Annotated in this window: 10 protein-coding genes; all 10 read right to left on the reverse strand. The window is 47.8% G+C overall.

Going from position 1 to position 14,105, the window contains the following annotated elements; translation table 11 throughout:
• Positions 1 to 14 precede the first annotated feature (14 nt).
• Positions 15 to 1,529, reverse strand: a complete 1,515-nt coding sequence (gene purF, locus C4S60_RS14385) for an amidophosphoribosyltransferase (protein ID WP_103881051.1) — start codon at positions 1,527 to 1,529, stop codon at positions 15 to 17.
• Between the two features lie 36 nt (positions 1,530 to 1,565).
• The gene (locus tag C4S60_RS14390; RefSeq protein ID WP_103881052.1) at positions 1,566 to 2,054 is read right to left on the reverse strand and encodes a CvpA family protein; all 489 of its coding nucleotides are present in this window, start codon (positions 2,052 to 2,054) and stop codon (positions 1,566 to 1,568) included.
• A gap of 61 nt (positions 2,055 to 2,115) precedes the next feature.
• Positions 2,116 to 2,664 (reverse strand): SPOR domain-containing protein, encoded by a 549-nt coding sequence (locus tag C4S60_RS14395; protein ID WP_103881053.1) that lies wholly within the window; start codon positions 2,662 to 2,664, stop codon positions 2,116 to 2,118.
• Between the two features lie 13 nt (positions 2,665 to 2,677).
• Positions 2,678 to 3,964 (reverse strand): bifunctional tetrahydrofolate synthase/dihydrofolate synthase, encoded by a 1,287-nt coding sequence (gene folC / locus C4S60_RS14400; RefSeq protein ID WP_103881054.1) that lies wholly within the window; start codon positions 3,962 to 3,964, stop codon positions 2,678 to 2,680.
• 42 nt (positions 3,965 to 4,006) lie between these two features.
• Positions 4,007 to 4,933 carry an acetyl-CoA carboxylase, carboxyltransferase subunit beta gene (accD, locus tag C4S60_RS14405; protein ID WP_103881055.1) on the reverse strand — a complete coding sequence of 309 codons (927 nt, stop codon included), beginning with the start codon at positions 4,931 to 4,933 and terminating at the stop codon, positions 4,007 to 4,009.
• 179 nt (positions 4,934 to 5,112) lie between these two features.
• Positions 5,113 to 5,916 carry a tRNA pseudouridine(38-40) synthase TruA gene (gene truA, locus C4S60_RS14410; RefSeq protein WP_103881056.1) on the reverse strand — a complete coding sequence of 268 codons (804 nt, stop codon included), beginning with the start codon at positions 5,914 to 5,916 and terminating at the stop codon, positions 5,113 to 5,115.
• A 133-nt stretch (positions 5,917 to 6,049) separates the two neighbouring features.
• Positions 6,050 to 10,153, reverse strand: a complete 4,104-nt coding sequence (locus C4S60_RS14415; protein WP_103881057.1) for a FimV/HubP family polar landmark protein — start codon at positions 10,151 to 10,153, stop codon at positions 6,050 to 6,052.
• 195 nt (positions 10,154 to 10,348) lie between these two features.
• Positions 10,349 to 11,362 carry an aspartate-semialdehyde dehydrogenase gene (locus C4S60_RS14420; protein ID WP_103881058.1) on the reverse strand — a complete coding sequence of 338 codons (1,014 nt, stop codon included), beginning with the start codon at positions 11,360 to 11,362 and terminating at the stop codon, positions 10,349 to 10,351.
• Positions 11,346 to 12,491 carry a 4-phosphoerythronate dehydrogenase gene (locus C4S60_RS14425; protein WP_103881059.1) on the reverse strand — a complete coding sequence of 382 codons (1,146 nt, stop codon included), beginning with the start codon at positions 12,489 to 12,491 and terminating at the stop codon, positions 11,346 to 11,348. Before C4S60_RS14425 ends, C4S60_RS14420 begins: the two co-directional genes overlap by 17 nt.
• A gap of 244 nt (positions 12,492 to 12,735) precedes the next feature.
• On the reverse strand, positions 12,736 to 13,947 hold the full coding sequence (gene fabB / locus C4S60_RS14430; protein ID WP_103881060.1) for a beta-ketoacyl-ACP synthase I: 1,212 nt from the start codon (positions 13,945 to 13,947) through the stop codon (positions 12,736 to 12,738).
• Positions 13,948 to 14,105 lie beyond the last annotated feature (158 nt).

Here is a 14,105-nt window from a genome sequence, read left to right on the forward strand (position 1 = left end):
CTTAGATTAACGGCTTAGATGCCTTCGTTATGAAGTTCTAAGTTCGCCAAATCCTGCTGAATGTCACGCTGTACTTTTGCGTCATCATTACGCAGTGAATCAAGATAATCCAGATACGCCTGATCGATATCCCCTGTAACATACTCACCGTTGAAGACTGATGCTTCAAACAGTTTCACATCCGGGTTACCAAGACCAACCGCTTCAATCAAATCTGGAATGGTTTGATAAATAAGCGCGTCTGCACCAATTTGGTTACAAATCGCATCATTGTCACGACCGTGTGCAATCAATTCGTTTGCACTCGGCATATCAATACCATACACGTTAGGGAAACGCACTTCTGGGGCAGCCGATACCATAAACACCTTATTAGCGCCTGAGTCACGAGCCATTTCAATGATTTGCTCGGATGTCGTACCGCGTACAATAGAGTCATCCACCAACAGCACGTTCTTACCCTTAAACTCTGAGCGAATGGCATTAAGCTTACGGCGAACCGATTTCTTACGTTGTTGCTGTCCTGGCATGATGAAGGTGCGACCTACATAACGATTCTTCACAAAACCCTGACGATATGGCTTATCAATCGCCTGAGCTATTTGAAGTGCGATGTCGCATGACGTTTCAGGAATTGGGATCACCACGTCAATATCCAGCTCTGCGTACTCTTCTTTAATACGCTCACCCAATTTCTTACCCATCTCAACACGCGCGCTGTACACAGAAATCTTGTCGATGAATGAGTCAGGACGAGCAAAGTAAACAAATTCGAAAATACATGGATTTAGACTTGGGTTATCTGCACACTGACGAGTAAATAGCTCACCTTCAAACGTCGCATAAATCGCTTCGCCCGGAGCTACGTCACGAACGAAATCAAAACCCACCGCATCAAGAGCCACAGACTCAGATGCCACCATATATTCGGTTTTTCCTTCTACTTCACGTTTACCCAAACAGAGCGGGCGAATACCATTTGGATCACGAAACGCAATCATGCCGTGACCGATGATCATCGCAGCGACCGCATAAGCACCTTTGATAGTGCGGTGCACATTCGTTACGGCACGGAACACATCCTCAGAGGTCACATTGCCTTTAACAGTATCAATTTCGTGTGCAAGTACGTTAAGAAGAACCTCAGAGTCAGAGGTCGTGTTTACATGACGACGATCTTTCTCAAACAGCTTTTCACGAACTTCGTGAGCATTTGTTAGGTTACCGTTGTGTGCCAGGGTAATACCAAACGGAGAGTTTACGTAGAACGGCTGAGCTTCAGAGGCGCTAGAACTGCCTGCTGTCGGGTAACGAACATGTCCAATACCTACGTTACCTTGGAGGCGCTGCATATGCTTCGCTTCAAAAACGTCTTTTACTAGACCATTCGCCTTACGCAGACGAAAACGATTGCTTTCTATGGTAACAATACCAGCGGCATCTTGGCCACGATGCTGTAAAACGGTCAAAGCGTCATAGATAGACTGATTCACAGGCGTAGAGCCAACGATTCCAACAATACCACACATGTCCTAATCCTCGATTTGCGACATTAGCTGGCGCCATTAGGCACCAGACAGGAAACTAGAAGTTGCTTCGATGTGTTCAAAAAACGGTTGGATGACCAGTTTAAAATGCGGTACCAGCTGCGAGCTCTCCCACCATTCACTACTGTTCAACGTGGTAAAGGTATCAACAAAGAAAAGCACTGCTGAAACTATTAACACGCCTCTCAATGCACCAAACACAATGCCTAGCACTCTGTCGGTACCCGAAAGTCCGGTTTTCTGCACAAGCTGCCCGATCACATAGTTGATTAACGCTCCAACAATTAACGTTGCAACGAACAGGGCAGCAATTGCGGCGCCATTACGAAACATGTCATCTTCAATATTGGTGAAGTAAACCGCAAGTTTTGCGTAGTACTGGCTGGCAATAAAAAACGCGCCAAACCAAATCACCAATGACATTGCCTCTTTGGCAAATCCGCGAACTAAACTGATTAAAGCTGATAGCCCAATCACACCCAAAATGACAAAATCTAACCAATTCATGAATTCTTCATCTCAAGTTGGCGCGCATTTTAACAGAAAAATGCGTGACGCAAACGTTTTCTTATGGATTTAGTGGTTTAAATTTGAGCAATTGACCTTTTGAACCGGTAATTTTCTCCAATTCAACTAATTGCTTCTCAAGTTTACTTTTTGAAACATCAGGACCGATGATCACGCGAGTAAAAGTGGATTCCTGTTTGACATGTGCCTGATAACCACGTTTTTGCAGATCGGCAACCAAGGCACGTGCATTGTCTGCGTTTTTCAACGCCATCAACTGAATGATCCAAGCTGAATCAGCATACTCGTTGCGTTCTGGTACCGGTTTAACCGCCACATCGACCACATCACGCGTATCCTCTTGTGTCGCAACTGTCTCATCCCCTACCGTTGCCTGTACTGGCGAATCTGGCAACACAGAAGTGTCTTCTTCAGGCTCCAGCACTTCAAAGCTATCTACTTCGGCACTGATCTCTGGTTTAAGTGGAATACTGGCAAACTCCTCTTTGTAATGGAGTTTCTTTCCATCAAGTAAGTCTGGCAGAATGATGACGCCCACCGCCACCAGCACAATAGTACCAACCAATCGGCTTTGAAATTTACTCGCCATTACTACTCCTTAATTACTGACCTATGCCAGGCTGTTGTGTACTTTCAACATACTCCAGAACTTCGCCGACCGTATGGAAAGAGCCTACCACCAACACCATATCATCTTCAGCTGCACTGCCAATCGCAGCCTGATAGGCCGCTACAGGCGACGCGTAGGCGGTCAGAGCGCCTGAATTCGGCAGATATTGAATCAACTCTGCAGCCTGAGCCGCTCTCGGCCCAGAAAGTGAAGCTGGATACCAGTCCTGAGTGAGCGGTGCCAAAACGCGAATGGTTTCTTCGATGTCCTTATCATGGAGCATGCCGATAACCACTTTAAAACGTTTATTTGGATAGTGAGTTGCTAACTGATTGACCAGATACTCTGCCGAGTGTGGGTTGTGTGCCACATCAAGAACTGTCGTAGGCGTGCCTTCAACCATCTGCATTCGTCCCGCCAAACGGGCTTGACGCAAACCGTTAACGATATTGACATCGGTAATGTCTAATTCGGCAGCACCTAACGCCATAAGAGCGGTATTAGCATTCATCAACGGAAGCGCCGGTACAGGCAGCTCATCTAGCTTAAACGTCCCATGTTGCCAGCTCCAGGTAGTCTCTGATGTTAGCTGATAGTCAAATTGGATGCCGGTTTGATAAAACTTCGCCCCAATGTCGTCGGCATGAGCCGGAACCGTCGCCGGAGGCTTAGGCTGGCCACAAATCGCCGGGCGACCTGTACGAAATATCCCGGCTTTCTCGAAACCGATAACATTTATGTCATCACCCAACCAATCCACATGGTCAACGGCCAGACTGGTGATCACCGATACATCATGATCCACCACATTGGTCGCGTCCAAGCGGCCGCCAAGACCCACCTCAAGCAGCACAACATCGACTTTCTGCTGCTGAAACAACTTAAGGGCAGCCAATGTCGCGTATTCAAAAAAGCTCAGACTGATATCGCCTCTCAGCGTGTCGATATAGTCGAATGCTTGTGTGTGATATTCGTCAGGTAACTCACTACCGTTGATGCGGACACGCTCGTTGTAGCGAATAAGATGAGGAGAACTGTATACACCGACCGAATAGCCGGCATCAAGCAGGATGGCTTCCATCAACGCACAAGTCGATCCCTTGCCGTTAGTGCCGGCAACGGTAATGACTTTGGGGGCAGGCTTCGTCAGGTGACCTCGCTCGGCAACAACCGAAACGCGCTCCAGACCCAGATCGATAGCACTGGTATGAATACTGTTTAAATAATCAAGCCACATCGGCAATGATGATGTGGCTTGTGGTTTGGATTGTGAACTCATTTAGCCGTCAATATCTTAACGTTTGATAACTTAGTGAGTACTTTACCCTTTTTCGTCCGCTTCTGGTACTTGATATGGAGCTTCTGCTGGAGAATCTTCTACAGAGACCACTAAAGGTGACGATTGGTTGGTCATTTTAGCCAATAGGCTACCAACTCGCTGACGCATTTCACGACGATCAACAATCATATCGATCGCACCATGCTCAAGCAGGAATTCGCTACGCTGGAAGCCTTCTGGAAGATCTTCACGTACGGTTTGCTCGATAACACGACGACCAGCAAATCCGATAAGTGCTTTCGGTTCACCGATGTTGATATCACCCAGCATCGCCAAACTTGCCGATACGCCACCCATTGTCGGGTCAGTCATAACAGATACGAACGGCAGACCTTTCTGAGACAGACGCTCCAATGCAGCACTGGTTTTCGCCATTTGCATCAGCGACATCAATGCTTCTTGCATACGGGCACCACCACTGGCGGAGAAGCAAACCAGGCCACAGTTGTTTTCCATAGCCGCTTCTACAGCACGGACGAAACGCGCACCCACGACTGAGCCCATTGAACCGCCCATGAATGAGAATTCAAACGCACATGCGACGACAGGAAGACCCAGTAGCTCACCCTGCATCACAACCAATGCATCTTTCTCGCCACTGTTTTTCTGCGCTGCAGAGATACGCTCTTTATAACGCTTAGAGTCCTTAAACTTCAGTTTGTCCTGAGGCTCTAGCTCAGTGCCTAGCTCCACACGATTACCTTCGTCGAGGAATGTTTCCAAACGACGACGTGCTTTCATACGCATGTGATGGTCACACTTAGGACACACCTCAAGGTTACGCTCTAGTTCCGCGTGATAAAGTACTTGCTCACATGACGTACACTTGGTCCAGATACCTTCTGGAATTGACGCTTTGCGCGAGCTAACAATGTTGCTTTTTTCTAAAATCTTTTCAAGCCAACTCATGGAAGACCTTTTCTCTTGTGACCCCCGCCAAGATGGCGAGAGATTGAAATTCTAATTAATGCCGAAGGATTAAACCATATTACAACGCAACTGTAGATAAAAAACTGGTTGTACCTATCCTTGTGACATTGCCTTAAATCTTTGTAACTTCGCCGGTATCTAAATCGATTGGATTACAATTACCAGCCAGAGTTCAAATCGTTAGGCAAAAACAGTGGCCCAATTGGCACTTCTGGGAGCTGGTACTCATCTGGGTAATCAACATCCACCAGATACAAGCCTTCCGCCTTCGCGGTAGGCCCAGCCAGTTTGCGGTCTTTCTGCTGTAGCAACCATTCGATCCACTCTGGTGGCTGCTCGCCGCGCCCGACCACTATCAAGCTGCCGGTAATGTTGCGAACCATATGATGAACAAAAGCATTGGCTTTAATATCAATCACAACATAAGGACCATGACGTGTCACATCTAGATGCATAATGTTACGCCACGGGCTACGTGACTGACATTGTACCGCCCGGAACGAAGTAAAATCGTTCTCCCCCAGCAAATACTGTCCTGCCTGATGCATTTTCTCTACATCAAGCTCACCATGATAATGGCTGATGCCCGAAGATAAAATTCCCGGACGCAAACCATGGTTGAAGATCACATAACGATAGCGTCTTGCTGTTGCAGAGAAGCGAGCATGAAATTCCTCAGGGACTTCCTTTGCCCACCTTACAGCGATGTCTTTCGGCAGATTCGCGTTCACCCCCATGGTCCAGGCAACAGGTTTACGAATTACCGGTGAGTCAAAGTGGACAACCTGACCAGTACCATGAACGCCTGCATCAGTTCTTCCGGCACACTGCACCTCTATCGGTTGATTTGCGACAACCGACAAAGCTTTCTCCAGCTCTTCCTGAACGCTGGACACTTCTCGCTGTCTTTGCCAACCAAAGTAGTTTGCACCGTTATATTCGATACCTAATGCAACTTTCATACTTATCTCTGTACATCTGCCAATTTCAAAAAGGGGGCAAAGTATATACCCAAGTGATGCAGGTATAAACCCATCAAAGGTCATTACCCGGTAAAAGCAAAAACGGTGGCCTTTATGACCACCGCTTTATTTGCTATTGATACTCAGACAACTTACTGAGCAGGGTTTTGGCTTCGCTCTCAATTTTTCCGGAGCCTTCCAGCATCGCTCTTTCAAGTAATTTGACGGCACCGTCAAGGTCGTTCATTTCAATGTAGATTTTCGCCAGATCCAGATTGCCCGCCGCCTCTGAGTCGCTATCAACATCCACATCGGAGATTGGACCAATGACGTCAGGAAACTCATCCAGACCAACGTCTAATTTCAGCTCTTCTTCCTCTTTATCAGAAGCGCTGTCATCGTCCACTTGGGCCATCAGTTCATCGATCGTCATGAACTGATGCTCTTTGCTTTCAAAGTCAGTGTCCGGATCCTGAGAACCCCAGTCCTCATCACTGGCATCCGCTAGTGCGCCTGCACTCCCTTCACTCCAAATTACTTGCTCTTCATCAGGAATGTCACTGTCGATGGATGCTTTTTGCTCCTCCGTCAGAGTAAATCCATTCCAGTCTTCACCGCCTTCTTGAGTCGAGGACTCCTGAAGCATGGTATCAAGATCCAACCCAGCACTGTCCGCTGTTGTTTGGTCTACGGGGCTAATGTTGGAGAATGCCTGCTCACCCTCTTTAAGCAGTTCGTCAAGTTGTCCTTCCTGCTCAATCGCCGACATATCGACCATAGAGAACGCATCGGCTAACGCATCGATTTCAGAATGATTCAGTGTCTCACCAACCATTTCCTGCTCACCAAACACCATCGGCTTGGTGTCGACCAGTGCCACAGCATCGTCAAGCTCTGCTGCGGCTTGAGATTCATCATATACTGGCAGGTCTTCTAGTGAGATTGCCTCGTCAAGGGATGATTCATCAACAGCTACCTCCTCTATAGATAGCGCAGATTCGTGTGCCAAATCTTCGCTATCAGCCAGTGCATCTTCCTCGGTATATTCTGGGAACTCGATGTCTTCTATGGGTTCACGCTCAGCCGTTATCTCGGTATCGTTAGCAGGGTTTTCAGTATCCCCAGACGCAGATACCTCAAGATCTGGCAAAGTTATATCATCCAGCGACGAGCTCGCCACTTCCGCGCTCTGAGATTCTTCGACCTGCTCCGCCTGTGGCTCAACACCATCAGAGATAGCATCAGCTAAAGCGTCATCCTCGCTGTACTCCGGCAGTTCGTTGTCTGTAAGCTCAAAAGCACTGTCGTGAACTTGCTCAGGGACATCATCAGCCTCTATGTCCCCTTCTGCATCGGCAAACGCGTGCGCTTCGCTGTACTCACTCTGAAGAGCATTCGCCAAGAAGTCGTCATCCGTTTCCTCTTCCACTAACACTTCAGAGACAGGCTCAGCCCGCTCTTCAGACTCCTTGCTAGCCGCCTCTTCCGCGTCGTTCACCAACCAGTCATCATCGGATGGCAAACCAAACTCATTCGCGACTAACGCATTGAGCTCTTGTTGCTGTAGTTCACTGTCACTGTCTTGAGGGCCCAGTTCACCAGAGCTGTCAATTTCCGGGTTGAAATCGAATGCTTGTTCTGCAGTAGCCAACGGAGCCAAATGCTCTTCGCCATAAGGAGCCGAGCTAACATTCAGCTCGGGTGGTGTTGCCGCCAGTTCACTATCTGTTACTTCTGTATCAGCACCGACCTTCTCACCCATCGGCTCTGACACAACGCTATCGAGATCTTTTTGAACCGACTGCACTGAAGCCTCTTGAATAAGCGTGTCCACGTCATCAACGAAAGGTGCAGCCTCAACGACATCGACTGAATCATCCATTGCATTTGGTGATTCAGTGCTGGTAACAGCGTCGTCTACCGCAGACTCACTGTCTGAGTCTTGCAATGCGGTAAGATCGTTATCCATGAGAGCTTGAATCTCTGGTTCAGAGACTTCATTCTCGGATTGTGGTTGCTCAGGCGTAGTCTCAACGGCTGTACCCAACTCATTATTACTATCTTGTTCATCTTGAGGCGGTATAGCGGCTAAGGCCTCAGACGAAGCCTCTTCTCCAATATCTGCCGCCAGAAGCTCATCGGAAGAGAACGGATCCAATGCCAACGAATCCTGTTCGTCGCGCGGTTTCGCTACTGCCAGAGCGTCTTCAAACAACAACTCATCAAGCAATTCAGTGCTATTTTCGTCGATCTCAAAATCATCATCTGCCAGCAACTGAATGTCGTCACTGTCTGTTTGCTCGGAGGCAACGTCAAAGTATTCATCCTTGTCATCGTCATCAGCAACCATTTCGTCCAGCATCAGATCCGAGTTATCCAGCGAAGACAGTTCAAAATCTTCATCAAGCATCTCATCCAACAATGCGATGTCTTTATCGTCACCGGCTGCCTGAGCATCATCACTCTCTTCGCTAAGATCAGAACCTATCTGGGAGAACTGAGCAAACAAATCGTCAATATCATTGCTATCAACGGTAGTATCCTCAAATGGCACTGTCTGCTCTGCATGTTGAGCGGGCTCATCAAGTTTGATCTCATCAAAACTAAAGTCGTCTGACTCCAGATCGAAATCGTCACCGGCCAGCAACTCGTCCATTTGAGCCTGATTAAGTGCCGGTTGCGGCTCAGGAGACTTCGTTTCTGATACCTTCGGCTCCATTGACTGATTAAAGTCTGCAAACAAATCATCCAGCTCTTGCTGTGAGACAGGCTCTGCATCAATCTCATTATCTGATAAGTTGAGATCCAGGTCCTCATCGTCATCATTGGGGACCGCAACATCGTTCAACGCGCGTTCCATTTCCTCCAGACCAAGAGCTTTCTCGCCATCTTTAACACTGATGCCATTGTTACTGGCGTCCAAATCGACAAAACCAATATCCAAATCACCGTCATCACCGATACTTGCAAACGGATCTTCCTCGTCATCATCGAGATTGAAGTCAAAATCACTTTCATTCAGATCGGCAAAAATATCTTCTTCCGGGGATGCTTCTGCTTCATCACGTTGTGCTCTGTCGTGGTCATCAATGCTTGCAAGTAAGTCTTCAGAGAACAGGTCGTCGTCATCCTCCAATACGTCTGAGGCCATCGCAACTGTTGCGGCAGCTGCCGTTCCTGCGCCTAACACCTCAGGGGCGTGACTTTGATTGTCTGTGACTTTTTGAGCCACAATCGCATCGCTGTTGCGCTTACGTGAGCGCATCACCATCATGACCAGTAAGCCAATCAGCAGCGCGGGTACAAATGCTAACAAAGCAACAAACCAGGGCTTGGCTAACAAGGTGTCCAATTGACTTGGTGCCAGCCTCGCCAACTCTGCCTGCTTGCGTTTTTCTTCGCTCAATTGCCGTTCAACTTCGGTCCGGATGCGCTCTTCGTTACTCACTTCCGTTTTCAGAACTTCTACTTCATTCTGTACTTCCGTCAACATCACTCTGAGTTGATGGTTGCGCTCTTCCAGTGACAACAGCTCGGATTCTGAACGGGTAAGTTCATCACGTAACTGTTTGGTCAGTGCATCGTCCTCGGCTACCTCAGACTGAGTAACGGCACTCTGGGGCTGTTCCTTTTGCGCTTTTACTGGCGCTGGCTCAATACGGTCGACCTGGCTGGAGCCAGTTTCATCAGACGGTTTGGTCGCGAGTTCTGGTGTTTTAGGCTGAGCTTCGCGCGGAGCTTGAACTTTTTCAACTTTTTCAACTTTAGGTGCTGGTTTGGCTGACGATTGCGACGGTTTCACCGCCGTTCGCGTTAACTTGTCCTGATGTGCGGACAAGATCGCCAGCGCCTCCTGCAAATCAACTCGATTGATTTGAGCAGCGGATGGAATACGCAGCTCACTGCCGGGTATCAGCTTGTGAATATTGGATTGTTCAAATAGACCGGGATTCAACTGATAAAAGGCGTAGATGGTCTGCTGCACCGACGCATCCGTAGGTCGGAATTTGGTCGCTATTGACCATAAGGTTTCATTTTTTCGGGTTGGACCATAATAGCGAGCGGGCGTCGATGGTTCAGGCTCACTGAGTACACGCATAGGCTGCGAGAATTGTGGAGCGTCGAGAGTTTCGCCGTTGGGCCCCGTTAATCGAATGGTATCAGCGCTGATAGTATAAGAAGTCGTCGCTCCTGCTAGTGCAAGTGTCACCAGCAAAGGCTTAAAAAAATGATGCATGGAAGGCTCAGCTGTCTGCGATAAATAAATAGAAATCTAATCCTGTACTATATCGGATAATAGCTTGAAAACTATAGTTCAGCCTTGAAAAAACTTGATTCAAGCATGATATTCGTACCATTTTTGTCATACTATACAGAACAAAGGCCTCTATAAGAGGCCTTTGGATAATGAATTGTATTTGTGAAAATCAGTCTAGAAGTAATCTCGAATCAGTACTTCAGCAATCTGTACCGCATTGGTAGCTGCGCCCTTGCGTACGTTATCGGCAACAACCCACATGTTAACGCCACTATGGTGGCTAATGTCATTGCGAATTCGGCCCACCATTACATGGTCTTTGCCACCTGCATCACGAACCTGTGTCGGCATATCGTCACCGTGGAACACTTCTACTCCTTCGGCTTGCTCAAGTAGCTGAACAACTTCTTCCGCAGAAATTGGCGCTCGAGTTTCAAGGTGTACCGCTTCAGCGTGACCATAGAAAACAGGTACTCGCACACAGGTTGGGTTGACCATGATGCCAGAGTCATTGAAAATTTTCTGAGTTTCCCACACCATTTTCATTTCTTCTTTGGTGTAGCCATTGTCCATAAACTGATCAATTTGTGGAATACAGTTAAAGGCAATCTGCTGGCTGAAGGCCTTGGGTTCCACTGGCTTACCATTAAGCAGCATGGCCGTTTGACCAGCCAGTTCATCAATACCCGATTTACCCGCACCAGAAACTGACTGATACGTTGTCACGTTGATACGTTCAATACCAACGGCATCATGAATCGGTTTCAATGCGACCAGCATCTGAATCGTTGAACAGTTAGGGTTGGCGATGATATTACGGTTACGAAACTCAGCAATCGCTTCCGGATTCACCTCGGGTACTACGAGCGGTACATCGTAGTCATAACGGAAGTTTGAGGAATTATCGATCACAACCACGCCTTCGTCCGCTGCAATAGGGGCCCACTTCGCAGACTGTTCGCCACCGGCAGAGAATAGTGCGATGTGAACCTGAGACCAGTCGAAATGTTCTACATTTTCAACCTTCACCGTCTTGCCGTTAATTCGATAGGTCTTACCTTCACTGCGTTCACTAGCCAGCAGGTAGATGTCACCCATTGGGAATTCACGTTCCTGGAGCACTTCCACCATAGTTTCACCTACAGCACCGGTTGCTCCGAATACAGCGATATTAAATTGTTGGCTCATTGGTTACCTCGATTTGAAATCCAAGTTTTGCTAAAGGCTCCAGGTTGCATGTTGCATCGCCTTTAACAAGGACAGCACCGTATTCACGTCTATCCCAATAATTCTTGCGCATTTTGTCAAAACCGTTTTCACTGTGGATTTCACGGCGAAAAATGGCGTCGTCCTTGCGTACATCATAGATTATCTGCGTCAGACTGTGCAGCGTTGTCTCGTTCCACTCTCTGTCAAGCGTGACCTGAGGAATCGGAGCAACGGGCAACAAGTCATCCGGATTTGCTCGCTCAGATAATCCTAAGAACTCGCAATAGCTGTTAAAGATCATGGTCGTACCGCGAGCTTTACCTTCTAAACCATAACCTGCAATATGCGGGGTCGCGAACGTTAACAGAGGTAGTAGGTCAAAATCAACCACTGGTTCAAATTCAAACACATCCAGTACCGCTGTAAAGCCATCACCTTTTCGCAAACGCTGCTTAAGCGCTTCATTGTTGACAACAGGGCCTCGTGCTGCATTAATTAAGATCTGGTCCGGGCGCAACTGATTCAGACGAGCCTCACTCATTAAATGATGAGTAGGGAATTCCCCGTCGCGGGTAATCGGCGTATGCAGTGTGATGACATCAGACTGTTCCAGCAACAGGTCTAGTTCGGTAAAAGTACGGCTATCACCTTGTTGCTGTTTAAGAGGATCATTAAGTAAAACCTTAATGCCCAAACCCTGCAAACACTTCTGAAGGTAACTGCCTACCTGACCACAGCCCACAATACCAACGGTTTTATCAAAAATCGAAAAACCTTGTTGCTGCGCTATCACCATTAAACTGCTGATGACATATTCTGCAACGCCAACCTTGTTACATCCTGGTGCGGCTGTAAAAAAGATACCTCGCTGTTTAAGCACGTTTTGATCAACGTGGTCCATACCAGCCGTAGCGGTTCCGACAAACTTCAACGCATTGGCTTTCTCCAGCAGCGCTTCATTTACTTTGGTGATCGAACGGATCATCAACGCATCCACATCAATCAGGTCATCAGCGGTAAGTTCACGGCCGGGCTTTGCGATCACCTCACCCAGCTGTTCAAAAAGCTCGACAGCATAAGGCATTGCTTCATCAACAATAATCTTCATTGAGTTGTCCAAAAGGAGTTGTCCTTACAATAAGGTGAATTGTGCAAGATCTCAGGCAGAGTGTCGAGCGAACTCTTGACGACGCGTCATCTTCACAACGACAGAAAGAAAAATGCCCAGCCAAGTTGGCTGGGCAATATCCAGAACAAAAGGATTCTAACCCGCTCTCCAGGGGCTAAAACTTGCGTCTGCGACCCGTTTTCACCGGTCAGCTCTGGAAATCACAGGAACTGATTGTCCAGGTTTAGCCTTGATATTTCTTCAGCACTAACGTCGCGTTAGTACCACCGAAACCAAAGCTGTTTGACATGACAGTGTTAAGCTCTTGCTCGCGAGTTTCTGTTACGATATCAAGACCTGCTGCCGCTTCGTCCAGCTCTTCAACGTTGATGCTAGGAGCAATAAAGCTGTGGTGAAGCATCAGTGCAGAGTAAATCGCTTCGTGCACACCCGCCGCGCCCAGAGCATGGCCAGTCATCGCCTTCGTAGCAGAAATCGCCGGGCTGTTGTCACCGAACACTTCTTGAATCGCGCCAAGCTCTTTCACGTCACCCACTGGTGTCGATGTACCATGTGTGTTCACATAGTCGATAACGTCTACGTCTTGCATCGCCATCTTCATACAGCGAACTGCACCTTCACCAGATGGTGCTACCATATCGTAGCCATCCGACGTTGCACCATAACCTACGATTTCACCGTAGATCTTAGCACCACGTGCCAGAGCATGCTCCAGCTCTTCAACGACAACCATACCGCCACCACCAGAGATAACGAAACCGTCACGGTTCGCATCGTAAGTACGAGACGCTTTTTCTGGCGTGTCATTGTATTTCGTTGACAGCGCGCCCATCGCGTCAAACATCATTGTTTGCGACCAGTCCAGCTCTTCACCACCACCAGCAAAAACAATGTCTTGCTTGCCAAGTTGAATCAGCTCCATTGCGTGACCGATACAGTGTGCCGATGTCGCACAGGCAGAGCTCATTGTGTAGTTCACACCACGGATCTTAAATGGCGTTGCCAGACATGCAGAAACGGTGGAAGACATCGTACGTGGAACCATGTAAGGGCCAACACGCTTAACGCCTTTTTCACGAAGTGTGTCCACAGCAAGTGTCTGATTCAGTGCTGATGCACCGCCAGAGCCTGCAACAATACCAGTGCGGTCATTTGAAACTTGGTCTTCTGTCAGGCCAGCATCTTCGATCGCTTGCTCCATAGACAAATATGCGTAGGCTGCAGCATCACCCATAAAGCGCATTTTCTTACGATCAATGTGCTCAGCTGGGTTGATTTTCAGGTCACCCCACACTTGAGAACGAAGACCCATCTCCTTGAATTGCTCTGAGGCGTTAATACCAGAACGGCCTGCTTTTAGAGACGCTAAAACTTCTTCTACGTTGTTACCGATGCTCGAAACAATACCCATACCGGTAATTACGACTCGTTTCATGTGACATTCCTATAAATTCTTAAACGGCTAAATGATAACGAAGATACAGGATTGAAGTGGTCAGCTTTCCCATAAATTCGTACAATCGGCACCAATAAATGCTATCAGTGCCCCAATAACTGTAGTTGTGATAACTTTCTACAAACGGGTATAACACA

The organism is Vibrio hangzhouensis (assembly GCF_900107935.1).
Taxonomy (GTDB): Bacteria; Pseudomonadota; Gammaproteobacteria; order Enterobacterales; family Vibrionaceae; genus Vibrio; species Vibrio hangzhouensis.

Excerpts from the sequence above, each read along its gene's own strand:
- purF (WP_103881051.1), bottom strand. The coding sequence starts at position 1,529 with ATGTGTGGTATTGTTGGAATCGTTGGCTCTACGCCTGTGAATCAGTCT.
- C4S60_RS14390 (WP_103881052.1), bottom strand. The coding sequence starts at position 2,054 with ATGAATTGGTTAGATTTTGTCATTTTGGGTGTGATTGGGCTATCAGCT.
- C4S60_RS14395 (WP_103881053.1), bottom strand. The coding sequence starts at position 2,664 with ATGGCGAGTAAATTTCAAAGCCGATTGGTTGGTACTATTGTGCTGGTG.
- folC (WP_103881054.1), bottom strand. The coding sequence starts at position 3,964 with ATGAGTTCACAATCCAAACCACAAGCCACATCATCATTGCCGATGTGG.
- accD (WP_103881055.1), bottom strand. The coding sequence starts at position 4,933 with ATGAGTTGGCTTGAAAAGATTTTAGAAAAAAGCAACATTGTTAGCTCG.
- truA (WP_103881056.1), bottom strand. The coding sequence starts at position 5,916 with ATGAAAGTTGCATTAGGTATCGAATATAACGGTGCAAACTACTTTGGT.
- C4S60_RS14415 (WP_103881057.1), bottom strand. The coding sequence starts at position 10,153 with ATGCATCATTTTTTTAAGCCTTTGCTGGTGACACTTGCACTAGCAGGA.
- C4S60_RS14420 (WP_103881058.1), bottom strand. The coding sequence starts at position 11,362 with ATGAGCCAACAATTTAATATCGCTGTATTCGGAGCAACCGGTGCTGTA.
- C4S60_RS14425 (WP_103881059.1), bottom strand. The coding sequence starts at position 12,491 with ATGAAGATTATTGTTGATGAAGCAATGCCTTATGCTGTCGAGCTTTTT.
- fabB (WP_103881060.1), bottom strand. The coding sequence starts at position 13,947 with ATGAAACGAGTCGTAATTACCGGTATGGGTATTGTTTCGAGCATCGGT.